This is a genomic window from Nitrospina gracilis 3/211, from assembly GCF_000341545.2.
Lineage (GTDB): Bacteria > Nitrospinota > Nitrospinia > Nitrospinales > Nitrospinaceae > Nitrospina > Nitrospina gracilis.
Genome location: NZ_HG422173.1, coordinates 1783171 through 1805871, shown reverse-complemented (window position 1 = coordinate 1805871; position 22701 = coordinate 1783171). Strand labels below are relative to the sequence as shown.

Annotated in this window: 22 protein-coding genes; 11 read left to right on the top strand and 11 right to left on the bottom strand. The window is 55.6% G+C overall.

The window, feature by feature from the left end; translation table 11 throughout:
• The first annotated feature begins 138 nt into the window (after positions 1-138).
• Positions 139-1065, top strand: a complete 927-nt coding sequence (locus TX82_RS08565) for a hypothetical protein (protein WP_144079140.1) — start codon at positions 139-141, stop codon at positions 1063-1065.
• A gap of 10 nt (positions 1066-1075) precedes the next feature.
• Here TX82_RS08565 and TX82_RS08560 read toward each other — a convergent pair whose 3' ends face one another.
• Both TX82_RS08560 and TX82_RS08555 read right to left on the bottom strand, forming a co-directional pair.
• A complete protein-coding gene (locus TX82_RS08560; RefSeq protein WP_052338233.1) occupies positions 1076-1786 on the bottom strand; it encodes an ethylbenzene dehydrogenase-related protein in 711 nt (236 codons plus the stop codon).
• A 112-nt stretch (positions 1787-1898) separates the two neighbouring features.
• Positions 1899-3212 (bottom strand): M16 family metallopeptidase, encoded by a 1314-nt coding sequence (locus TX82_RS08555; RefSeq protein WP_005009388.1) that lies wholly within the window; start codon positions 3210-3212, stop codon positions 1899-1901.
• Positions 3213-3292: 80 nt separating this feature from the next.
• On the opposite strand from TX82_RS08555, the gene TX82_RS08550 reads away from it, so the two are divergent.
• Positions 3293-3949, top strand: coding sequence for a hypothetical protein (locus TX82_RS08550; RefSeq protein WP_005009387.1), 657 nt, complete (start codon positions 3293-3295; stop codon positions 3947-3949).
• Between the two features lie 24 nt (positions 3950-3973).
• Here the strand turns inward: TX82_RS08550 and TX82_RS16000 are convergent, their stop codons facing one another.
• The 3 genes from TX82_RS16000 to ald are packed head-to-tail and all read right to left on the bottom strand — an operon-like array spanning position 3974 to position 9056.
• On the bottom strand, positions 3974-4414 hold the full coding sequence (locus TX82_RS16000) for a hypothetical protein (RefSeq protein WP_005009386.1): 441 nt from the start codon (positions 4412-4414) through the stop codon (positions 3974-3976).
• 19 nt (positions 4415-4433) lie between these two features.
• Entirely contained in the window at positions 4434-7898 is a 3465-nt protein-coding gene (dnaE, locus tag TX82_RS08545) for a DNA polymerase III subunit alpha (RefSeq protein WP_005009385.1), read from the bottom strand.
• 45 nt (positions 7899-7943) lie between these two features.
• A complete protein-coding gene (gene ald, locus TX82_RS08540; protein ID WP_005009383.1) occupies positions 7944-9056 on the bottom strand; it encodes an alanine dehydrogenase in 1113 nt (370 codons plus the stop codon).
• 178 nt (positions 9057-9234) lie between these two features.
• Between ald and TX82_RS08535 the strand changes: the two genes are divergently transcribed.
• Positions 9235-10029, top strand: coding sequence for a leucine-rich repeat domain-containing protein (locus tag TX82_RS08535; RefSeq protein WP_237100672.1), 795 nt, complete (start codon positions 9235-9237; stop codon positions 10027-10029).
• A 155-nt stretch (positions 10030-10184) separates the two neighbouring features.
• On the opposite strand, the gene TX82_RS08530 is transcribed toward TX82_RS08535, so the two are convergent.
• Positions 10185-10979, bottom strand: a complete 795-nt coding sequence (locus TX82_RS08530; protein WP_005009380.1) for an arginyltransferase — start codon at positions 10977-10979, stop codon at positions 10185-10187.
• A gap of 307 nt (positions 10980-11286) precedes the next feature.
• Here TX82_RS08530 and TX82_RS08525 point away from each other — a divergent pair, with 307 nt between their 5' ends.
• From TX82_RS08525 to TX82_RS08495, 7 genes are all read left to right on the top strand, one after another.
• On the top strand, positions 11287-11964 hold the full coding sequence (locus TX82_RS08525; RefSeq protein ID WP_005009379.1) for a TIGR04283 family arsenosugar biosynthesis glycosyltransferase: 678 nt from the start codon (positions 11287-11289) through the stop codon (positions 11962-11964).
• An 88-nt stretch (positions 11965-12052) separates the two neighbouring features.
• Entirely contained in the window at positions 12053-12523 is a 471-nt protein-coding gene (locus TX82_RS08520; protein WP_005009378.1) for a CYCXC family (seleno)protein, read from the top strand.
• A gap of 27 nt (positions 12524-12550) precedes the next feature.
• A complete protein-coding gene (locus tag TX82_RS08515; protein WP_005009377.1) occupies positions 12551-13114 on the top strand; it encodes a peroxiredoxin family protein in 564 nt (187 codons plus the stop codon).
• A gap of 14 nt (positions 13115-13128) precedes the next feature.
• On the top strand, positions 13129-13647 hold the full coding sequence (locus TX82_RS08510) for a hypothetical protein (protein ID WP_005009376.1): 519 nt from the start codon (positions 13129-13131) through the stop codon (positions 13645-13647).
• Between the two features lie 38 nt (positions 13648-13685).
• A complete protein-coding gene (locus TX82_RS08505; protein WP_005009375.1) occupies positions 13686-14747 on the top strand; it encodes a cytochrome b in 1062 nt (353 codons plus the stop codon).
• 19 nt (positions 14748-14766) lie between these two features.
• A complete protein-coding gene (locus TX82_RS08500) occupies positions 14767-15018 on the top strand; it encodes a glutaredoxin family protein (protein ID WP_005009374.1) in 252 nt (83 codons plus the stop codon).
• Between the two features lie 159 nt (positions 15019-15177).
• On the top strand, positions 15178-15492 hold the full coding sequence (locus TX82_RS08495) for a 4a-hydroxytetrahydrobiopterin dehydratase (RefSeq protein WP_005009373.1): 315 nt from the start codon (positions 15178-15180) through the stop codon (positions 15490-15492).
• 4 nt (positions 15493-15496) lie between these two features.
• Here TX82_RS08495 and TX82_RS08490 read toward each other — a convergent pair whose 3' ends face one another.
• The 3 genes from TX82_RS08490 to TX82_RS08485 all read right to left on the bottom strand — a co-directional run bounded on the left by TX82_RS08490 (position 15497) and on the right by TX82_RS08485 (position 18534).
• Positions 15497-16927, bottom strand: a complete 1431-nt coding sequence (locus tag TX82_RS08490; RefSeq protein WP_042250932.1) for a GmrSD restriction endonuclease domain-containing protein — start codon at positions 16925-16927, stop codon at positions 15497-15499.
• Positions 16833-17183, bottom strand: coding sequence for a DUF262 domain-containing protein (locus TX82_RS16985; protein ID WP_005009371.1), 351 nt, complete (start codon positions 17181-17183; stop codon positions 16833-16835). The genes TX82_RS08490 and TX82_RS16985 overlap by 95 nt, the downstream gene beginning before the upstream one ends.
• A 67-nt stretch (positions 17184-17250) precedes the next feature.
• Positions 17251-18534: a diaminopimelate decarboxylase family protein gene (locus TX82_RS08485; protein ID WP_005009370.1), complete on the bottom strand. Its 1284-nt coding sequence runs from the start codon at positions 18532-18534 to the stop codon at positions 17251-17253.
• Positions 18535-18740: 206 nt separating this feature from the next.
• Between TX82_RS08485 and speA the strand changes: the two genes are divergently transcribed.
• The gene (gene speA / locus TX82_RS08480; protein WP_005009369.1) at positions 18741-20645 is read left to right on the top strand and encodes a biosynthetic arginine decarboxylase; all 1905 of its coding nucleotides are present in this window, start codon (positions 18741-18743) and stop codon (positions 20643-20645) included.
• A gap of 6 nt (positions 20646-20651) precedes the next feature.
• Here the strand turns inward: speA and TX82_RS08475 are convergent, their stop codons facing one another.
• Entirely contained in the window at positions 20652-21449 is a 798-nt protein-coding gene (locus TX82_RS08475) for an inositol monophosphatase family protein (protein WP_005009368.1), read from the bottom strand.
• The gene (gene mnmA, locus TX82_RS08470; RefSeq protein ID WP_005009367.1) at positions 21446-22546 is read right to left on the bottom strand and encodes a tRNA 2-thiouridine(34) synthase MnmA; all 1101 of its coding nucleotides are present in this window, start codon (positions 22544-22546) and stop codon (positions 21446-21448) included. Before mnmA ends, TX82_RS08475 begins: the two co-directional genes overlap by 4 nt.
• Between the last annotated feature and the right edge of the window lie 155 nt (positions 22547-22701).

The following is a 22701-nucleotide window of genomic DNA, read 5'->3' as shown; positions in this document are numbered from 1 at the left end:
TTCTCGCTCTCGTTGGTAAGAAATTGGGCATCTCCCGCACGCTGTGTAGGAGATGGCTCGATTTCTTTTGCGAACCGCTCATGCTAATCCTTGCTTCTTTCTTGTCCAACAAGGAAGGGAGCAAGGCAAATGGAGATCATGGCACCAGAAGCGCCCAATAAATTATTGGTGAGCGCGACCCGTATCAACCTGTACTACCTGCACGATTTATTTCAGGAAATCGCTTCGGAAGTCAGCGAACGTATTGGGTCGGACCTGGGAATCGAAGTCCCGTTGACTGCCGGCATGTGGGGCGGCTCCTACCTCGTTGCCGACCCTACAGGTGTGTCGCGCACCAATGTCAAACGTCTCTATTCCATCGTCAACTTCCCTCAGGGGACCCCGCTTGACAAACCGGAAGTGTTCGAGATGCTGATGCGGTACTACCGCGACAGCATGACGGAACAGTTCCGCGAGTACCGGATTCAACTGGGCCAGCCAACGTGGGGGGACGTGATCCCCTACTCCAACCGCCGGCGCCCGACCACCGCCATGCAGATGGTGGACATTTCGCGGCGCATCAACTTTGCCCGGGTGTTTTTCGTTCCCAACTCGGCCACCTGGGCGGAATCCATCATCTTCGACATGATCCGCAATGTACGCCAGCTGCGCGAGCTTCTGGACATCGATCACCGCCCGCGAATTGCGGGAGTCGATGAACTCAAATTCCTGCTGCAGGACATCCTCATCACCTACTTCACGCTGAGGCCGGCACTCACTCCGGACTTCGAGGAGCATGCCAATCCCATCATCAAGGAACTGTACGGAAAGTTTGTGACCGGCATGAGCCACCGTTCCGACGTGGAGGAGCAATACCACAAGGTTTACGCCAATGCGCTGGCCTACGGCTACGAGGAGGCGTTGGAAGGACCGTACAAGAAGGAAGGGTTGGACATTTTCCAGGTGGAAAACTGGCCGGTGGAGAAAATAAATTTCGTCCCGGATGAGTTGAAGGAAAAGCTGGTGCCTCATCTCGAAGGCACATTCGAAAAGTTCAGCCACAACCTTACGGTTCAGCAGGCCTGAACAAACCCCTTTATATATACTCCAGCACGATCCACCCCGCGAGCCCCTTCTGCCCGTTGGTCTCGCGATTGCCGCCGTCCCAGATGGCGACGGCGAGCGGGGTGGCCGCATCCAAAGGCCGGTCGAGCTCATCCCCCGTTTTCAATGCACGCTTGAACACCACAACCCATCCGGTCTCGGTTCGCACCCCATGCCCCTGCACATCCTGCTGGGCCTGGCGGGTGAGAGTGCTGAAGCCCTCAGCATTCAAATCTTCCACCGGCGATTTGATGGTGGACGGGTCTTTCACTGTCTGGCGAAGCGCATCGACTTCCACCTGCCGCGCGGCTTTCCATTGCCAGATGTTCACCATCTCCCCTTCTGCACCCATGGTGACGGGAGGAGGCGTGCCGGTCGCCTTCAACGGAAACATCACCGCAGCCTGATCCGTATAGAGGCGGGAGTCGTCCAGTCCATCGTCGCGCGTCGTGTCCTCCCATTCCAGCCGCACGGCAAACTCCGTATCCGTGCGCGCCGCGCTGAGAGTGACTTTCTTGATCGACGGATCGGGCCATTGCGGATTGGTGATCAACTGCGGGCCGAGTTCGATGACTTTCCGTTCCGGACCCTGCGCCGCCGTCCAGAAGCCGGACAGAGGAGACAGCGGCAACGACCCCGAATAACGAGTCACTTTCACCTTGCCCGTGCAGTATCCATCATTCAGACAGGATTCATAACTCACTGAAGAAGAACCACACCCCCAACCCAGGCCTCCAATCAAAACCATAAGCACGGCAGGAAACCAACGCAATCCAAACCTGTATTGTTTCATGGGAATATTTTTCGGTAGAAAATTAAAAACCGTTAACAAGTTCATTCAAACCCTGTGTCATCTGAGGGGTATGCGGCCCCACCAGCACGACGTTGAGCCCGTTCGCCACAAACAAACGACGGGCGACGCGGCGGACATCATCGATGGTGATGCCTTCGATCAACATCCGTTCGTCTTCAACTGAAATCGCGGTGGAGTACAAGGGCGCCTGACCGTACCGTACCAACTGCTTGTAGGGCGAATCGTATTCCAGCTCCAGTTCGTAAGCATAACGTTTTTTTACAAAATCCAGTTCATTGGCACTCGGCCCCTCGACGAGCAGGGTTTTGATCTCCCGGAAAATGATGTCGGCAATCTCCAGCACTTTTTCCGGACGCGCGTTGACGTCGAAGTCGAACGTGCCGCAGTCGGAAAGCGCTGTCTCCCGCGCCTGTACGGAATACACCAGACCGCGGTCCTCGCGCAGGGTTTTCTGCAAACGCGAGGCTGTTCCATCGTCGAAAATAAGGGCAATCAGCGACACAATGAAATAATCAGGATCGTTGAATGAAACCGAACGGAAACAGATTTGCAATTGGACCTGGCTGTCGTCGTGTTTCTGTATGAACAAGGCGGGTTCTTTCTGGTTTTCATTTACGGAACCGACAAAATGATTTTTTGGAATCACCCGTCCGCACTTTGGAAAACCACCGAAGTGGCGCTGGGCCAACTCCAGAAAACGGTTGTGGCTGAGCGCCCCTGCGCCGGCGAGCACCATGTTGCCGGGACAATAGAAGGTTTCGAAGAACTGGCGGAGTTGATCCGTGTCGATGGCCTTGATCGACTCCTCGGTCCCGATAATGGGATAACCCAGCGGATCGTCTCCGTACAGCAGTTTGCACGCGTGGTAGTCGATATCCACGTTCACACCTTCCGCGTTAAAATCTTCAAGACATTCTTCCAGGATGATCTCGCGCTCGACTTCGATGCTGGGGAACAGGGGCTCGGTGAAGAAATCGGAAAACAGTTCCATTCCCCGCTCCAACTGTTCATAATGCGGGCTGAAGTCATAATGCGTGTGTTCGGTGTAAGTGGAGGCGCGCAGGCCGCGGCCTATTTTCTCGAACTCGGTGTTGAGCAGGATCGAATCCGGGTACCTGCGGTTGCCGCGGAACAGCATGTGCTCCAGAAAGTGGGAGATACCGTTGTTTGCCGGTGTTTCAAAACGGACCCCCGAACGGATGTACATGCCGATGTCCAGCGTGTGCAGGTGCGGCATCTCGACCGTGACGACAGTCAGTCCGTTTTCCAGGGTATCGAGGTGAGTTCGATTTTCAAGCGAATGGGTGGTGTTCATAAAGCCTGTTGAAGGGGTGGTGGAAAAACCGCTATTATCTCACACAATTTTAACGCGTCCGAGATGGAATTGGAAAATTCATGAGCCGACCGGAATGGTGCGAAACGGATTTCCGAAAAGCGGAAGTCTTCCTCGAGGAACACGAAGCAGATCAACCGGATACCGCTCTTTTCGACTGTGGCGACGGGCTGTACGCGGTGATCCCGCGCGGCCTCCCCGCACTGGGTATCCGGTTTTACGGCCTGTTCATGCTGGCGCCCCTGCCGGTTCTTCTGGCCAGCGTCGTTGTTTTGGTTCTGTTTGGATTCAAGGATGACGTTTCGCTGAACGCAACCACGCTGGGAGTGTTTGCCATCTCGGTGGTGTTGATCGTCGGCCTGGTGCGTGTGATGCACCTCATCCTGCAGAACCGCGCCCTGTTTCCGCGCAACTACTTCGTCACCCTCGGCAAAAACGGCATCGCCATGCACTACTCGCGCAAGCACTTTCCGTTTCACAACCCGCGCGCGTGGCTGACGTGGCACGACATCAAGTCGGTGGAGCCGGGTAGTGGACTGTTCCTGCCCGCGTTTCTGATCGGCCTGCCGTTCATCACTTATCCCAAAGTACAGGGGGAAAACGGGGTGGAGGTCGATCTTCCCTTTCGCCTGTCCCGCGCGCGCCAGGCGGAACAGATGGAAGCGGTGCAGAACCTCATCCGCGACAACCTCGAATGGCGCAACGCTATTCGAAGTTGACGATAAATTTTTATTTGCGAATTGTTAATTAAAAAATCTTATTACATCAAACCAAAAATATAAAAACGTACCCACTGATACAAAAAGAACTAAACGGCTTTTATAGATGCCATACCACAATATAGAACCCAAAATGGCATAATAGATGGAGTTAAGAAGGGCTGGAAACAGCAATAAAACAACAAGAGATTCTTCTGGAGAAGCTCCTACTATTCCCAAAACGGGCGGAAATAAAAGGATATATAAATTAAACCCAAAATCTCCTAAAGGAGAAGCATTTAGAGCTAGCACATAAAATAAATAAAGCGCAATAGCAACACAAAATCCGGTTATCGCAAAAGCAAAAACAAACTTTTTAAAGCTTATCCTCACTCTTCTAAATCCCTTTTTTAAATTTAGGGCACATAAAAAATATAAATAAATTCTCTGATCTAATGCATAGCCAAAATTTAATCCCACCCGCATATTCTATTAATTCAAAAAACTATTCGAAGTTGATCGAATTTTCGCCCAACAACTCCTCGATCTGTTCGATGATCTCGTCGCAGGGCTTCACCTTGAGCTCGGCCTGCACTGTGCGTTGCCTCGCCGGTCCGCCTTCCGGAAACAAGAAATGCACGAGCAGTTGGTTGTTGCCGGGATGACGCGCCAGAACGTCCTTCACTGAATGCAGGGTGGTCTTCTCCAGGCCCGGCGTGCGGATGTGGACATGCACCGTTCCTTTCCAGTGATCCTTCGCCTCGGCCAGCGGCCGGATCTCGTTGGCGATCACCTTCGGCCAGTTGTCGTCGGCTTCCACCGTGCCCTTCACCAGAATCGGCCCGTCCTGCTCCAGAATCTCCAGTGAGTTCTTGTATGTCTCCGGCCAAACGGTGACTTCCACCGTGCCCTGCAAATCCTCAAGCGTCATGAGCGCCATCTTGTCGCCCTTCTTCGTGGTCTTGGTGATGATCTTGAACGGCACTCCCGCGATGCTGACTTCTTTTCCATTCGGCCGCTCGGACAGGTTGGATGAGTTGGCGTCGGTGAACCACGCGATGTCCTTCTGATATTTCATCAGCGGATGGCCGGACACGTAAAAGCCGATGGTCTCCTTTTCGAATTTCAGGCGGTCGTGGTCGCTCCATTCCTCCACGGGTTCCGACGATACCGCAATATCCTCTTCCTCTTCGCCCAAAAGATCGAACATGCTGGACTGGCCCAGCTGCCGGTCGCGCTGGCGCGACTGCCCCATGTCCATGTACGCCTGAAGATGCTTCACCATCCCGGCACGGCTTTCACCGACGGAGTCGAACGCGCCGCTTTTGATCAGGCTTTCGATGACGCGCTTGTTCACCTTGTTCAGGTCCACCGATTCGCAGAACTGCTTGAGCGAGGTGAACTCGCCCACCTGGTTGCGCGTGTCGATGATGATGTCGATGGCCGACGCGCCGACGTTCTTGATCGCTCCCAGTCCGAACACCAGCTTGTCTTCGTGAATGGAGAAGTCGCGGAAACTGCGGTTGACGTCGGGCGGCATCATCTGGATGCCCATCTCGCGGCAGTCGTTGATGTAGCGGATCACCTTGTCGGTGTTGTCCATTTCGCTGGTGATCAGCGCGCCGAAAAACTGGAGCGGATAGTGCGCCTTCAAGTACGCGGTCTGGTAGGAGATCAGCGCATACGCGGCGCTGTGCGACTTGTTGAAACCGTAGCCCGCGAACTTTTCCATCAGGTCGAAGATGCGCTCCGATTTCTTGTCCGGGATCTTGTTCTTGTGACTGCCCGTGTAGAACTTTTCGCGCTGTTGCGCCATTTCTTCCGGTTTCTTCTTGCCCATGGCGCGGCGCAGGAGGTCGGCGTCGCCCAGCGTGAAACCCGCCAGCACGTTGGCGATCTTCATCACCTGTTCCTGATACAGGATGACGCCGTGCGTTTCTTTCAGAATGTCCTTCAACTGCGGCAGTTCGTATTTTTCTTCCAGCGTGCCGTGCTTGCGCTTGACGTAGTCGTCCACCATGCCGCTTTCCAGGGGACCCGGACGGAACAGCGCCAGGAGCGCGATGATGTCCTCGAAGCTGTCCGGCTTCATCTTGAGCAGAAGGTCGCGCATGCCGGAGCTTTCCAACTGAAACACGCCGCGCGTCCGGGCTTCGCTCAACAACTTGTAGGTTTCCGCATCGTCTTTCGGAATGGCGTCGAGGTCGAGCTCCGTCCCTTCCGACTCACGGATCAGCCGGAGCGCGTTGTGAATGACGGTGAGCGTGCGCAGGCCGAGGAAGTCCATCTTCAACAGCCCCAGCTTTTCGATGTTGTTCATCGAGAACTGGGTCACGATTTCGTCGTTGTTGCCCTTGTACAGCGGCAGGAATTCGGTGAGCGGTTTGGGCGAGATGACCACGCCCGCCGCGTGGGTGGAGCAGTGACGCGGCAGGCCTTCCAGTTTGAGCGCGACGTCCAGCAATTCCTGTATATTCTCGTTTTCCTTCGACATCTCCTTGAAACGCGGTTCCTCGTTCATCGCATCTGTGAGCGTTATGTTGAGGCGGTTCGGTACGAGCTTGGCGATCTTGTCCACCTCGCCGTAGGTCAGGCCCAGCACGCGGCCGACATCGCGGATGACGCCCTTCGCGTTCATGCTTCCAAAGGTGATGATCTGCGTCACGAAATCGTGCCCGCCGTATTTTTCCGTGACATACCGGATCACTTCGTCACGCTTTTCCATGCAGAAGTCGATGTCGATATCCGGCATGCTGACGCGTTCCGGATTCAGGAATCGCTCGAACAGGAGCCCGTAGTGAATGGGATCGAGGTTGGTGATGCGGAGCGAATAAGCGACCAGGCTCCCCGCCGCCGAGCCGCGGCCGGGTCCGACGGGAATGCCGTTCTCCCGCGCGTAGCGGATGAAGTCCCACACGATGAGAAAATAACCCGGATAACCCATCTTCTTGATGATGGCAAGTTCCTCGTCCAGCCGATCCTCGTACACCGCGCGGTCGTACTCCTGCCCCGTCTTGTCCATTTCCTCATACCGCTTTTGAAGTCCAAGCCGCGACTGTTCTTCGAGGTACGAGTACAGCGTGTGCGCTTCCGGCACCGGGTATTCCGGCAGGTTGTCCGCTCCGGTTTCGAGGTCGAGGTTGCACCGCTCGGCGATTTTGATGGTGTTCTCGATCGCCTCCGGAATTTCGCGGAACAGCGCTTCCATTTCCTTGGGCGATTTGAAGTAGTACTCGTCGGAGTGGTACTTCATGCGGTAGGGGTCGTCCATCGTCTTGCCGGTTTGCAGGCAAAGCAGGATTTCGTGCGAGCGGAAGTCTTCCTGGTCGAGGTAATGACAGTTGTTGGTGGCGACGACGGGGAGATCGAGTTTCTTGCCTATCTCGATCAATCCTTTATTGATCGGTTCCTGCCAGTCCAGCTTGTGGTTCTGCAGTTCCAGGTAGAAGTTATCCTCGCCCATGATGTCCTTGTACTGCTCCGCCACCTTGAGCGCGCGCGGCAGGTTTTCCTTGTTGATGTAATGGGCGAGCTCGCCGCGGTTGCACGAACTCAATGCAATGAGGCCTTCCGCATGCTGGGCGAGCAGTTCCTTATCGATGCGCGGTTTGTAATAAAATCCTTCGAGGTAACCGGAAGTCACCAGTTTTACGAGGTTCTGGTAACCGGTCTGGTTGCGGGCGAGAAGAATCAGATGATGCGCGGCATCGCGCAGGCGGAAGTTATCGTCTTTCTTCAGGCGGCTTTCCGGCGCGACATACACCTCGCACCCGATGATGGGTTTGAGACCGTGCTTGCGCGCGCCCTGGTAGAACTCCATCGCCCCGAACAGGTTTCCGTGGTCGGTCATCGCCACCGCCGGCATCTTGAGCTCTTCGGCGCGTTTGAACAGCGCCTCGTGGCGGAGCGACGAATCGAGCAGGCTGAAATGAGTGTGCACGTGCAGGTGCACAAAGTTGGAATGACGCATGGGGCGTCCTGTCTTCATAAAAGTTGATCGAACCGGAATGCCCGGTCAGTCCAGCAGTTTTTCAAACGGCACGTATTCCATGCCCAGTGCCTCGGCCACCGCGGGGTGCGTGACGTGTCCCTTGTACACGTTGAGTCCGTAGCGAAGCGGTTTGCTTTCCATCAACGCCGTCTTGAATCCCTTTCGTGCCAGCTCCCGCGCGTACGGCAGGGTGGCGTTGGTCAATGCGTAGGTGGAGGTGCGCGCCACCGCGCCCGGCATGTTGGCCACGCAGTAGTGGATGACTCCCTCCACTTCAAAAATCGGATTTGAGTGGGTGGTCGGGCGCGACGTTTCCAGTATGCCGCCCTGGTCGATGCCCACATCCACCACCACCGATCCCGTCCGCATGTCCTTCAGCATGTCGCGCGCGATGAGTCGTGGCGACCGCGCGCCCGTCAGCAGAACCGCGCCGATGACCAAATCCGCCATCGCCGTGTACTCACGCAAATTGAGTTTGTTCGACATGATGGTCTTCACACGGCCGCCGAATATGTCGTCGACAAAACGCAAGCGTTCGAGATCGATGTCCAGCAGGGTCACCCGAGCGCTGGTGCCGATCGCCATCTTCGCCGCGTTGACACCGACGATGCCGCCGCCGATGATGACGATGTGTCCCGGATCGACTCCCGGCACGCCGCCCAGCAGGATGCCGCGTCCGCCGTTTTCCCGCTCCAGGTACTTCGCGCCTTCGTGCACGGACATGCGGCCCGCCACCTCGCTCATTGGAACCAGGAGCGGCAGGGAACCGTCTTCCAACTGGACCGTTTCGTAAGCGATGCCCGCCACCTTGCGGTCGAGCAGGCCCTGGGTGAGCTCCGGAGCCGGCGCCAGATGCAGGTAAGTGTACAGGATCTGGTTTTCGCGCAGGCGTGGAAACTCCTCCGGCAGGGGTTCCTTGACCTTGATGATCATGTCCGCCTGCTCGAACACCTCCTTGCAGGAAAGGATTTTCGCTCCCGTACAGGCGTAATCGTCGTCGGAGATGCCGCTTCCCTCTCCTGCGGACTCCTCCACCAGTACGGTATGGCCGTCGGCGATGAGCTCCGTCACCCCCGCCGGTGTCATGGACACGCGGTATTCATCTTCCTTGATTTCTTTTGGAACGCCAATAATCATATGAATATGCTTTGGGGAATGGATTGTGGACCAGGAAAACGGTCCTTAAGCTGATGAGGAAACACGATTTCCGGCCGATTGCTATTTACCTGGAAATCCTATAAATTATTACATCAAAATGCACTCCCGCAACATCTAAATTAAGAGGCACCCGGAGGAATTGGAATTGGATGAGGCTGTGAACACCAAATTCGACCAGATGTTTCAGGTGCAGTATTTCGCGCCGGAAAAAATGCTGGATCTGGATGAAAAAGACCTGGGCACGGAAGAGCTGAAACACCTCGCGAACTGGGAAACCTTTCCGGAAGTGGAAAAGCTGTACATCAGCAACAACCAGCTGACCGATGCGGCGATCGAATCCCTTGAGCAGGTCTCCGGGAACCTCCAGTATCTGTACCTGAATCACAATCTGCTGGGAGACGGCGCGGCGCGGAGCCTCGCCCGTTCCGAGTGGGTGAAGCCGCTCAAATGCCTGATGCTGGAGGCCAACGCCATCACCGCCGAAGGTGCGAAGGCGCTGGCGAACTCGACCCACTTTCAAAACCTGGAAGAGTTGTTTCTCGATTTCAATCCCATCGGTCCCGAGGGCGTGAAGGCCATTGCCGAATCCCCCAATTTTCCGAATCTCAAGGCGCTCCACCTGGACAGCACCCAGATGGGCGACGAGGGGGCGGTGGCCCTGGCCAATTCCAAAACCCTGACCGGCATCGAGCGCCTCTACCTTTGTTCCAACCGCATCGGCAATGAAGGCGCCCTGGCGCTTTCGCGGTCGGAAAACCTCAAAACCCTGCGCGTGCTCAGCATCTGGCGAAACGAAATCCGCGACGCGGGCGGGCAGGCCATGATCGCCTCCAGTACCTTCGACAGGCTGGAGCGGCTTTACATGAGCCTGAATCTGATGGATCCGCCGGTGATTCAGGAAATCCGCAATTCGGCGCTGGCACAGCGCCTGGTCACGCTGGTCATGGATTAGGAGGGTTCGACATGGACTACAAATACACCTACAGCAAGCTCTTCAACGTTTTGTTTCACATCGGCGTGATCTTCAACGTCCTGCTGGTGATCTGGCTCTACCTGGTTTTCTTCAATATTCTTTAGGGAAGAACATCAAACGGACTTGTTCCCGGGTCAGAGCGACTGCACCACCCTGGCGGAATGGGATGCGGCCTTGACCAGGGCATCGTTGTTCACCCAGTACACCTGACTCTCCGGCACCAGGAAGTCGCCCTGAGCATTGCGGAAGGGCCTCCATTCATTGTTGATGTAAATTTCGTTGGGTCGGAAGTTGGCCTTGTATGCCAGCGAGTGGTTGTGTGAAATGAAGTAGCCCATGTAATAGTAAGGAATGCCCCGCCTCTGGCAAAGTTGGATTTGCTTGAGCACACTGAAGGTGCCCAGACTCATCTGCGATACCGGATTGCTGTAAAAGGTATAGATTGCAGAAAAAGACCGCTGGGTCACATCCGCCAGCGCCACCCCTATCAGTTCGCCGTTGTAATAATACTCAAACTCCATTCCGAACGGAGTGTTCACGTAAAACGACAGGCGGAAGTTCTGCTCGTCCTCCACATCGTCCTGCAGGGCGTGAAACCGTTTTTTGTGTTCGAGGTAGAGGCGGAATTTTTCCTTGGTAAACTGGGGCAGCCCCATGCGGATTTCAATACCCTCGCATGCCTTGAGCGCCCGTTTCTGGCTCCTCGTCATGCGGAATTCCTCCACCCGCACGCGGATGGGCACACATTGGTGGCAGTTTCCGCAACGGGGGCGGAAATAATACTCCCCGAAATGACGCATGCCATGGGCCAGCATGTAGTCGAATTCGACTTCTGAGATATCCTCCAGCAGGTACTCTTCGAACAAGGACTCGCGGTCCTTGAAGTAGCCGCACTGAAACGGTTTGGAATCAATAAAATGGGCGAGCATAAATAAAGCCCCAGACACCTATGGGACAGTTGGGATTAACAGGTCGTTATAACCACTAAAATGAATTTTATACCATTTTGGCGGCGAAATGTAGGGTGAAGGCCGAATTTGCGACCCAGCTTTGAAATTACGGGGATCAGGTCCCACCCTGTATGGAACTGCGTTTTTCACAAATCCCGTCCTTCCGGGTCAAACCGTTGTAACGCAGGGAGTTTTGTGCTTTACTTCCGGCGACAGGGGCGCAACACAATCTATCCATATTTCGATAACCCCACCCGGTGAACCCACCGGAAAAAGGGAACCGGCCTTGAACGTATCGGTCATCATACCGACCTGGAACGAATCCCGTCTGCTGCCGGATACGCTGGAGCGGCTGACCCGGATTTCGCCATACGAAATCCTGATCGGAGACGGCGGCAGTGACGACGACACCCGGTCCATTGCCGAGCGCCACGGCGTGCGCTGTATCGAATCTCCCCGCGGGCGCGCTCCACAGATGAATGCCGCCGCCAAAGAAGCGCAGGGCAATCTCCTGCTGTTCCTGCACGCCGACAGCCATCTGGATGAGACGGGATTCCAACGCATGGTGGCGGTGATGCAACGGGGACGGCACATCGGGGGCGCGTTCAGCTTGGCGATCGACTCGCAACGGCCCGCTTTGCAGACCATTTCACGCCTGGCCACCCTGCGCTCGCGCTACCTGAACCTGGTGTACGGGGACCAGGGCATTTTCGTTCTGCCGGAGGTGTTTCACGAACTGGGAGGGTTTTCTCCCCTGCCCATCTGCGAGGACCTGGATTTTTTCCGCCGCCTTAAAAAACGCGGCCGGACGGTGATCCTGCGTGAGGCTGTTTCCACCTCCGCGCGCCGCTGGCATGCCGAGGGACTGATTTGGACCACTTCGCGCAACATTCTGATCGCCTCCCTTTTTTTGATGGGATTTTCCCCAACCCGCCTGAGCAAATGGTACCCGCCCAAACGGTGACCCAAAACCCTTGAAAGGCCGAAAGCCTAAATTATATAATGTCTGAAAACATAAATCCTTCATCCCACCCTTTCACCACCGGATAATCATGGGAAAGAAAAAGTCCAAAAAGAACCAGAAGCCGCGGATGTCCGCCAAATCCAACAAAAAATACACGCTCCCGGCGGTGTTCGGCGCCGTGGTGGGAGCGATCCTGTTCGGCGGATACCTGTATCTCCAACCGGCTCCCACACCGGTGGCCCCGGCCATGGGCAACCTGATCGAGACGCGGCCGGTTCTGACCCCGGCGCTGTTCACCGGCAAGGCGGCGCTTGCCTACCGGTACGCGGCGGAAATCCCGAAAGTGATCGACAGCCAGTTCTGTTATTGTTACTGCAAACGCGATCACGGTCACAAAACGCTCCTGACCTGCTTCACCACCATGCACGGTTCCAAATGCGGCGTGTGCATCGACGAAGTGATCTACGCGTACGAACTGTACAAATCCGGCAAGACCCTCGATGAAATCGTGAAGGCGGTGGACGACCGGTTTTACCGCCCCTACAAACGGCACCTGTAATTGAAAGATCGGACCGAAAAAAAGAAAATGGAACACGTCCTGGAAAAGAAACCTGTCAGCGTCTATATCCCCTACTCGCTCCTCGCGGCGGCCCTCCTTTTTATTTTTGTGAAGGCGCTGGACAACGTGCCGCCGAAGCCGTTTGAGACCGAGTACCCGGCGGAGGCGTTCCTCGCGCCCGGCTTCGAACTGCCCACCCTGAACGGCGGCAAGATCTCCCTCAAGGACTACCGCGGAAAAGTGGTGTTCATCAACTTCTGGGCCACGTGGTGCGCCACCTGCAAGGTGGAAATGCCCTCCATGCAGAAGGTGTACGACAAGTTCAAGGACCGGGGATTCGAAATGCTGACCATCAGCGTGGACAAGGATCAAAAACTGATCCAGCCATTCATGGAAGAATACAACCTCACCTTCCCGGTCCTGCTCGACCCGGATGAGGAAATTGCCAAGCAGGTGTACAAGACCACCGGCGTGCCGGAAACCTTCATCGTCAGCAAAAGCGGCGTCATCGTGCACAAGGCCATCGGCCCGCGCGACTGGGCGACGGAAGACGCGATGGCCGCATTCCAGCAACTCGTGGAGCAATCCTGAGGAGTGACCCGGATATGATTCCTTTACGCATACTGGTTCTCATGCTTTGCCTGTCCTGCCTGCCCGCGTTCGCCTTCGCTCACGGCGGCGAAAAACACGACGATCACGAAACCACCATCGAGGAACAACCCGCCGTCGGCTCTCCGGTCAAACTGATCGAGGACCTGCCGATGGACTCGCATGCGGGGCATTCGACCGAACCTGTCGAATATGGCATGGGTTCGGGCAATGCGGTCGATTACGGCACGGGCTCCGGAATGCCGGGCAAGGAGCAGAGCGCCTCTCCCTCTCTCGGACTGGAGGACGATCCCCTGGGCCTCGGCGCGGGGTCGATGGATTCCTCAATGCAGGGGGAGATGATGGATCTTTCCGGGCACGACATGGCGGACATGAAAGATAAACAGCACATCGAACAGGCGACGCATGAAATGGTCGCTTCGTCCAGCAAAGGCTACGGCCTCGCCGTAGGCATCACCGTCTTATCCGGTCTGGTGGCCGGCATCTTGTTTCTCAAGCGCCCGACCGATTCTTAATCCCCGGCTCCCACACCGGCAACCCCCGGAGGCCGTTCATGGCGAATGGAATCGTTGAGACAGTGAAAGACCGGCTCGGCTACAAGGAGCTGGAGTACCCCATCCCCGAACACGCCAACACCATCCGCTATTCGCTGGGCGGCATGACACTGTCGTCCTTCTCCATCCTTCTCATCACCGGCATCCTGCTGGCGCAGTTTTACGTGCCGAACCCGGAACGCGCCAACGCCAGCGTGCATTACCTGATGGACCAGGTGTATCTGGGATGGTTCCTGCGCGGCCTGCATTTCTGGGCGGCGGAGGCGTTGACCGTCACCCTGCTATTACACATGATCCGCGTCGCGCACACCGCGGCCTACAAGGCGCCGCGCGAAGTCAACTGGCTGATCGGCGTGGGACTCCTGCTGATGATGGTCGGCTTCCTGTTTACGGGCACGGTGCTCAAGTGGGATCAGGAAGGGTATGAAGCGCTCATGCATTTCAACTGGGTGGCGGACAACCTGGGTATCCTCGGTTACCCGCTGACGGAGAAGTTCGCGCAGGGGGTGCCGATCCTCAACCGCGTGTACATGGCCCACATCAGCCTCCTGCCCGTCATCACCATTCCCCTGCTCGGACTGCACCTGTTCTATATCAAATACCACAAGCTGTCACCGCTGCCGGGTCAGCCGGAGGTGGGCGACACCCACAAGGCTTCGAGCGAGATGGACACACCGCCGGTGGTCCAGCGGCACATGCCGTTCACCCGCCACCTGCAATATTTGAACATGGCGGGCGCGGAGGTGATCTTCATTGTCTGCATTCTGGCACTCACCATCGCGCCGCCCTTGGGCGACGATCCGGTGTTCGGGATGGAGGTCACGAAACCGCCGTGGCAGTTCGTCTGGATCTACGCGCTGGAAAATTTGTGGGTGCCGTTTCTGATCGTCGCGCCCGCGCTCATCGTATTGTTCCTCGTCGCGGTGCCGTTCATCGACCGCAGTCCGGAACGCGACTGGCGCAAGCGCCCGGTGGCCACGGCCATTCTCGCAACCTGCATCGTGCTGTCTCTCGCGCTCATCATCTGGGGCAAGGTCACCACCATGACCCACTCGATGTAAAGGAACGGCGGACAGCGTTATGATCGACATCGAAATCCTGACCAAGGCGGACTGCTGTCTGTGCGACGAGGCGAAAGAGGTGGTGGAGACGGTCCTCGCCGACTACCCGGCGACGCTGAGGCTCACGGACATCGAATCCGACGCCGCCCTGTTCGAAGCCTACAAGGAAAAAATTCCCGTGGTGCGGCTGAACGGCGAGGACAGCTTCATCTACAAAGTCCACCCCGTCACCCTGCGCAAACGACTGGAGGAAATCGACGGCGGGAAGTAAGAATCGATGATCAAAGATAAAACATAGATTCTTCGCTTCGCTCAGAATGACAATTCAAATTCAGCCCTGTCATTCTGAGGAGCCACAGGCGACGAAGAATCTATGTGTTAATTTAAAACCAAGACCTCACGGTCTTCTTGAATAGATGAGGGACGAATCATGGTACAGAAAACCGCATTGAGCGACGACGAGCTTCAGCAGAAACTGCAAGAGATGGCGCCGGAATGGAAGGTCGATAAAAACGAGAAGGGCCTGCCCTTCATCTACCGCGTGTACCGCGCCAAGGAATACTTGAAAGGAATCGACTTCGTCCGCCAGGTGGCCGAAGAAGCGGAGAAGGAGAACCACCATCCCGACATCCTGATCCATTACAAACGCATCACCGTGCGCTACTGGACGCACACGGTCAGCGGCGTCACCATGGCCGACGTTGAAATGGCCCAGCAGATCGACCCGCTGTTTGAGAAAGATTAGTTTTTTATGACGTAGCCTTCTTTACCAGTTCACTCAATTTTTGACATCTATACTCTAGAAAACTTTCATAATCGTTTTTAAAAATAGCCGAATCATTGCCCGATGGAATCAAATGGGAATTTAATAGTTTTACAAATCCCGGTTCTCCTAAGCTATTTTTTATTTCACTAAAATATTCGCTAGGATCGCGCTTGCTTAAGCGTATATTTGTTTTCTTATCAATCAAAGTTCTATTAAGAACCAAATCTCTTCTTTTAGTCTCTTCCACACCGTGATCTTTTAAATATCCATTAGGAAAAATATGATGATCATCTACAGGATTTTCACCCGTCAGGGCTTTTGTAATCGGCTTGGCTTCATAAAAATCTCTGGGACCATTTGAAAGAATCAATGAAATCGTTCCTCGATAGAGCGCACGTTGCTTTGGGGTAACCTCATAAAGCGATTCAGGCACAAAGGTAAACGACTTTATATCGCCAGGAATCTCACCTCCTGACAACCAATTAGCGACCTCAATGAAATCTTTTGCGGCCATAGAATTTGGTGAATTCTCATAGGCTTGCCCAAATACCGAGCACCAAAACCAACGAACCAGTTTTTGCCTTACTTCACCCACTGCAAGACCTTGCCCATCGTTGAATCTCGCCAAAATTGCAGTAAAGGGTATAAGAATAGTGTTATAAGGTAACCATTTTGGAATGAATACTCCGCAATCCTCTTGGAGAATATTCAAGGTATCTGCTAAACCCTTAATTGCATTCGACCAAGTTTCTTTAACATGCTGAGAGGTTAAGCTGAGGACATCCTTTCGCTTGCAAGATGGGGCTTTTTCGGAACTTAACAATGCAATAGCTTGAAGAACATAATAAGGATCAATCTGAAAATCCTCAATTATCTGAAATTCTGATATAGCTTTCTCCCACATTTCTCTTAACTTTACATTCTCAGGCCAAAAACGCGCGGCTAATAAATCAAAAACACTTAACTTAACTCCCGTTCTATTTAATGTTTCAAAAATTGTACAAACAGCATCGGTTTTGGTTTCATCAGAAAGCAACACAACCGGAAATTTGTACGCTTCTATATACTTAATCCAGTCACTCCTAATTTGATCAAGGCTGTCTTCAAACTCATCTCTTTTTTCCCCACTTACACTCCTGCAAACCTTTTTAGCCCAACCTTGATACCCATCCTTATCTCCGAAAAGAACCCAAAGCGGAAACACCCAGTCTTCACATTGCCCCTTAAATTCACTGTATTTCTTTAATTCCTTGGCTTGCCATCCACGTTTTGCATTAGCTTTAACGTGATATATCGCCTCCTCAAAATCGCCTTCCTCATCAAGAACATTCAAATCTAAAAAATATAAATACTCTCCCACACCATAAAATGCTTGATAAAGAGACGTTAATCTCTGTTGTCCATCCAGAATCAAATAAGTTGGCTTTGCTCCGTTTAAAAAAAGGCGCACCTTCAACTTCACGAGCGGCAAAATAATTATTGGTATTTCTAATCGCAAGAAGGGAGCCAGCGGGGTAGTTGTTTGCTATTGAGACTATTAATTCCTGGGTTGCCGAGGGATCCCATACAAAATCCCTTTGAAAGTCCGGCAACGCAATTTCACGCTGATTAATTTGAGTTAATAACCATGAAAGGTCTTTTTGAGGGGTATCTTCGAAAAGGTTGCTCATAAATACTCCACTAGTTTAATTTATTCACATAATCAACATATTCGCCTTCCCTTCTATTTCTTTAATTTTAAAACATATTCCAAAACAAACTCTTACTACTTCTTGACTTCACACTTCGTCTTCTTCTCTCAGGATGTCGTCGAGGGGTCTGGCGGCGGCGGGCGAGAATGCACTTGCTACCGTCCACCACGACTTCCGGCAGAAGCGGCTGGGTGTTGTAGTTCGACGACATGACGAAGCCGTACGCTCCCGCGCCCCCCACCACCATGATGTCGCCCGGATTGGGCAAGGGCAGTTTGCGCGGCACCGGTTCCTCGTTCTCCTGAGTCAGTACGTCACCCGACTCGCACACCGGCCCGGCAACGATCACGTCCTGCTCCGGGCCCATCTTGTCGCCGACGAACTGAATGGCGTGGTACGAGCCGTAGGCCATCGGCCGAAGCAAATGACAGAAGCCGATGTTGCCCAGCACGTAATCGAGGCGCTTGCCGTTCTCGTCCAGCGTGTGGTTGAGCGCCCGCACCTCGCCCAGGAGATAGCCGCACCCGGCGACGAACCTGCGGCCGGGCTCGATCTCACAGCGGATCTTGCGGCCGAAATGTTTTTCCAGGATGGCGAGGCGTTCTTCCAGGATCGGTTTGTAGGCCGAGACGTCGGCCTCCGGCTGACCTTCCCGGTACTGGTACGGCAGGCCGCCGCCGAAATTGATCACCTCCACGTCGTCAAACTGTTTGGCGAACTCCACCAGCTTGCCGGTCAGCCGTTTCAGGTGCTCCATGTCGCCGCCGGAGCCGATGTGGATGTGCACGCCGTTGATGATAAGGCCGTACTCTTTCGCGATCGCGCGCGCCTCGTCGAGGCTCTGGTGCCAGATGCCGTGCTTGCTGTAGGGGCCGCCGGTATTGGTTTTTTTCGAGTGGCCCGATCCCTCGCCGGGGTTGATTCGGATGGACACCTTGTTCGATCCCTTGCCGAGCCGTTTCAGGGTCTCCCCGTACTCGCGGAGCATCCCCAGCGTGCCGCAGTTGGTGTACACGTTGTTCTCGATGCAGTACTCGGCGTCCGAAGCGTGAAAGAACACGTCGCTGGTGAAGCAGACTTCCGACGCATCGAAGCCCGCGCGCAGGGCGCGCTGGACTTCCAGCACGCTGACGGCGTCGATATGAATCCCCTGCTTCTTCATCTCCTGAAGGATGACGCGGTTCGATTCCGCCTTCATGGCGTAGCGCACCACCGGCGCGAGGGTTTTGATCTCCGCGATGGCGGCGCGCAGGGTTTTCAGGCTGTACACGTACACCGGGGTGCCGTAATGCCGGGCGATGTCGCGGACGTCCACATCTTCGATTTTCATGCTCTCTCCTGAAAGGGGGTTACCGATGGGACTGGGAAACGAGGTCCGGCCTTTATAACACAAATCCCGCACCCGCAAAAACCGCTTTTGGACCTCCTGCCACCCCCACCCCTGTTTTCTGCTTGACATCGTCCGGGGGTCTCTTTTAAAACTGAACAAATACGCTCATTTTCTCAAGAACGCTCACCAGAGGACACGGATCCGGAATGCAGAAATGGACCATTGAAAAATCGAGGGAATTGTACAACATCGACGGCTGGGGGTGCGGCTACTTCGGCATCAACGAAAAAGGCCACATCATCGTCCGCCCGGACCAGGCCAACCAGCATACCGTCGACCTGAAACTGCTGGTGGACGACATCAAGGCCAAAGGCTATTCCCTGCCCGTGCTGATCCGTTTCTCGGACATCCTCAAGTCCAGCATCGCCAAGCTGGCCCATGCGTTCAAAAAAGCCGCCGTGGACCACAACTACACCGGCGAGTACCACGGCGTGTACCCGATCAAGGTCAACCAGCAGAGGCAGGTGGTCGAAGAGATCGTGAAGTTCGGCCGCGACCACAACATCGGTCTCGAAGCCGGATCGAAGCCGGAGCTCCACGCCATCCTCGCCATCATGGACAATCCCGAGGCCCTGCTCATCTGCAACGGTTACAAGGATGAGTCGTTCATCCGCCTCGCGTTAATGGGGCAGAAACTGGGCAAACGCGTGTTCATCGTGGTCGAGCGATTGTCGGAACTCAACATGACGCTCCGCGTGGCGAAAGAAATCGGCGTGACGCCGAACATCGGCCTGCGCATCAAGCTGTTTTCCGCAGGCGCCGGACGCTGGGCGTCCTCCGGCGGCGAATATTCGAAGTTCGGCCTGAGCCCGATGGAGACCGTCGAAGCGGTGGAGATCGCCCGCAAAGAAGGGGCGCTGGACTGCATCCAGCTCATCCACTTCCACCTCGGCAGTCAGATCACAAACATCCGCCGCATCAAGAACAGCCTGAAGGAAGTCGGCCGCTACTACTCCGAACTCATGAAGATGGGTTGCAATTTGAAATTCATCGACGTCGGCGGCGGGCTTGGCGTGGATTACGACGGATCGAAATCTACCTTCGCCTCCAGCACCAACTACACCGTGCAGGAGTACGCCAACGACGTCATCTACCACCTCTCGGAAATCTGCGAGACGGAAAACCTGCCGCACCCGAACATCATCTCGGAGTCCGGCCGCGCCATGACGGCGTACCACTCCATTCTCGTGTTCAACGTGCTGGAGGTGGCCTCGTTCCCGGACTCGGATCACGATTTCCAGATCGACGACGACGCGCCGAGCGTGGTGCAGGAATTGCACTATGTCCTCGAACAGGCGTCGAACAAGAACATCACCGAATCCTGGCACGACGCGCTTGACTTGAAAGACCAGTCGCAGAACCAGTTTTCGCTGGGCATGATCGCGCTGAAGGACAAGGCCATCGCCGACAAACTGTTCTGGGGCATCTGCCGCAAGATTCAGGACCTGGCGTCGCGCCTCAAGTACATGCCGGACGAGCTAAAGACGCTCAACCAGCGCCTCGCCGACAAGTACTTCTGCAACTTCTCCGTGTTCCAGTCGCTCCCCGACTCGTGGGCGATCGACCAGGTGTTTCCCATCGTGCCCCTGCAACGTTTGAACGAACACCCGTCGCGCGAAGCGACGCTGATGGACCTGACCTGCGACTCCGACGGCATGATCGACACCTTCATCGGCAACCACAATATGGAACGCACCCTGCCTCTGCATTCCGTGAACAGCGAGCCGTACCGCATCGGCATCTTCCTCACCGGCGCATACCAGGAAATCCTGGGCGACCTGCACAACCTGTTCGGCGACACCAACACCGTTCACGTGTCATTGAAAAAGGACGGGACGCTCAAGTACGAGCAGATCATCGAGGGAGAGGACGTCACGGACGTGCTCGACTACGTGCAGTTCCGCGCGGAAGAGCTGGCGGGACGCATGGCGGGATTCCTGTTCCACAGCGTACAGAACGGCAGACTTTCTCAGGAAGAAGCCGACCAGTTTCTGAACCTGTACAAGGAAGGGCTGTCCGGCTACACTTACCTCATCAAACCAGACAAGTGAGCGAGGTCATTTCATCAGCGTGCCGCGGCTGCTGCCTTTTTCGAGGACGGCGATCATGGCGTCGTGGATGAGTCCGTTCGACGTCAAAATTTCGCGGTCGCCGTACTGAAACGGCGTGCCGTCGAACCGCGTCACGCGGCCACCCGCTTCCTGCAGGATCAGCACTCCAGCCGCATAGTCCCAGGTGTTCAACTTCAATTCCCAGAACCCTTCGAACCGGCCCATCGCCGTGTAACACAGATCGAGCGCAGCCGATCCGGCGCGGCGCACCGCCTGGCAGGCGCTGATGAAGTTGATGAAATGGTCCAGGTTGTTGTGCGTCGCGGTGTGGATGTCGTAGGCGAACCCCGTCACCAACAGGCTCTCCTTCAGGTTGGCAAGAGGCGAGACGGCGATGGGTTTGCCGTTCATCGTCGCCCCCTTCCCTTTCTCGGCGACGAACAACTCGTCGAGGCTGGGGTTGTACACCACCCCGACCACGGTTTCGTTTTCGTGACGGTAAGCGATGGACACGCAATAGCAGGGGTAGCCGTGCGCGTAGTTGATGGTGCCGTCCAGTGGATCGATCACCCACAGGTGATCGGCGTGGCCGACGGTCTCACCGGATTCTTCCGCCAGCACGGCGTGATCGGGGAACGCTTTCTGGATGCGATCGATGATTTCTTTTTCGCAGAGGAGATCGACTTCGGTGACGGGGTTGATGTCGCCCTTGTAGCGGATTTCACCGATGCAGTCGGCGCGTTCGCGTTGAATACGACCCGCCGCCTGCGCCGCCTCCACGGCAACCTGCAGGGGAGTGGTCATTCAATCCACCCCCCGCCGACGATGCAGTCGTCCGTATAAAACACCGCCGACTGGCCCGGCGTGATGGCAGGCTGGGGATGTTCCAGCTGGATGCGCGCGCGCTCACCGGGAAGCGGCGTCACCACGCAGGCCACCGGCTGATGGCGGTAACGGATCTGCACCTCGGCCTCGAACGCTTCGCAGTGATCCAACTGCCACGTCACGTCGCTCACCGTGAACTCTTCGCGGAACAGGTCGTTTTTCGGCCCCACCACCACCTCGTTGTTGACGGTGTCGATGGCGGTCACGTAATACGGCTCCGGCAGGCCGCCCAGATTGAGGCCCTTGCGCTGGCCGATGGTGTAGGCGGGATAGCCCTTGTGGGTGCCCAGCACGTCGCCGTCGGCAGTGACAATGTTGCCGGGACGAAACAGCGCCGCGTCGACTTCGCCCTCGATGAACTTGGCGTAATCGTTGTCGGGGATGAAACAGATCTCGTGCGACTCCGCCTTGCCCGCGACATTCAGGCGGTACTTTTCGGCGAGGCCTCTCACCTCTTTCTTTTCCATGTCGCCCAGCGGGAACACGAGGCGCGACAACTGCTCCTGCGACAGGTTGAACAGGAAATAACTCTGGTCCTTCGACGCATCGCGTCCGCGCCGCACGGTGTAGCGTCCGCTCGAATCTTTCATCACCGAGGCGTAGTGGCCGGTGGCGATGTAGTCGTAACCGTACACCTCCGCCTTGTGCATGAGCTCGTCGAACTTGAGCTTCTTGTTGCAGGCGGTGCAGGGAATAGGCGTGCGGCCCTTCAGGTATTCATCGACGAAGTAATCGACCACGCCCTCGCGGAATTCTTTTTCGAGATTGAGGATGTAGAACGGGATGCCGACACGCTCCGCCACGCGGCGGGCGTCGCCCAGGTCATCGAGCGAACAGCAGGTGCCGAAACGGTTGTCCGTGTCCCAGCTGTAGTTCCACAACTGGAGCGAGATGCCGACGAGGTCGAACCCCTGTTCCTTCAGCAGGGCGGCGGCGACGGAGCTGTCCACCCCGCCGCTCATGGCGACGACGACCTTGCAGTCGGTGCCGATCTCAACTGTCTGGAGTTCCGTCATGGATCAACCGTTTTCCAAATAAAAAAAGACAAACAGGTGTCGCCTGTCCGCCGGGTTTCACGTTTTTTCAGTCTAACATAGTTTTCGGCGAGGGCGGTTTTGTGAAAATGCTCGGCCACCACCTCCGCTTCCGGTGCGAGGATGCCGGATTCCGC

Excerpts from the sequence above, each read along its gene's own strand:
- TX82_RS08565 (WP_144079140.1), top strand. The coding sequence starts at position 139 with ATGGCACCAGAAGCGCCCAATAAATTATTGGTGAGCGCGACCCGTATC.
- TX82_RS08555 (WP_005009388.1), bottom strand. The coding sequence starts at position 3,212 with ATGAACACCACCCATTCGCTTGAAAATCGAACTCACCTCGATACCCTG.
- TX82_RS08550 (WP_005009387.1), top strand. The coding sequence starts at position 3,293 with ATGAGCCGACCGGAATGGTGCGAAACGGATTTCCGAAAAGCGGAAGTC.
- TX82_RS16000 (WP_005009386.1), bottom strand. The coding sequence starts at position 4,414 with ATGCGGGTGGGATTAAATTTTGGCTATGCATTAGATCAGAGAATTTAT.
- dnaE (WP_005009385.1), bottom strand. The coding sequence starts at position 7,898 with ATGCGTCATTCCAACTTTGTGCACCTGCACGTGCACACTCATTTCAGC.
- ald (WP_005009383.1), bottom strand. The coding sequence starts at position 9,056 with ATGATTATTGGCGTTCCAAAAGAAATCAAGGAAGATGAATACCGCGTG.
- TX82_RS08530 (WP_005009380.1), bottom strand. The coding sequence starts at position 10,979 with ATGCTCGCCCATTTTATTGATTCCAAACCGTTTCAGTGCGGCTACTTC.
- TX82_RS08520 (WP_005009378.1), top strand. The coding sequence starts at position 12,053 with ATGGGAAAGAAAAAGTCCAAAAAGAACCAGAAGCCGCGGATGTCCGCC.
- TX82_RS08515 (WP_005009377.1), top strand. The coding sequence starts at position 12,551 with ATGGAACACGTCCTGGAAAAGAAACCTGTCAGCGTCTATATCCCCTAC.
- TX82_RS08510 (WP_005009376.1), top strand. The coding sequence starts at position 13,129 with ATGATTCCTTTACGCATACTGGTTCTCATGCTTTGCCTGTCCTGCCTG.
- TX82_RS08505 (WP_005009375.1), top strand. The coding sequence starts at position 13,686 with ATGGCGAATGGAATCGTTGAGACAGTGAAAGACCGGCTCGGCTACAAG.
- TX82_RS08500 (WP_005009374.1), top strand. The coding sequence starts at position 14,767 with ATGATCGACATCGAAATCCTGACCAAGGCGGACTGCTGTCTGTGCGAC.
- TX82_RS08495 (WP_005009373.1), top strand. The coding sequence starts at position 15,178 with ATGGTACAGAAAACCGCATTGAGCGACGACGAGCTTCAGCAGAAACTG.
- TX82_RS16985 (WP_005009371.1), bottom strand. The coding sequence starts at position 17,183 with ATGAGCAACCTTTTCGAAGATACCCCTCAAAAAGACCTTTCATGGTTA.
- TX82_RS08485 (WP_005009370.1), bottom strand. The coding sequence starts at position 18,534 with ATGAAAATCGAAGATGTGGACGTCCGCGACATCGCCCGGCATTACGGC.
- speA (WP_005009369.1), top strand. The coding sequence starts at position 18,741 with ATGCAGAAATGGACCATTGAAAAATCGAGGGAATTGTACAACATCGAC.
- TX82_RS08475 (WP_005009368.1), bottom strand. The coding sequence starts at position 21,449 with ATGACCACTCCCCTGCAGGTTGCCGTGGAGGCGGCGCAGGCGGCGGGT.
- mnmA (WP_005009367.1), bottom strand. The coding sequence starts at position 22,546 with ATGACGGAACTCCAGACAGTTGAGATCGGCACCGACTGCAAGGTCGTC.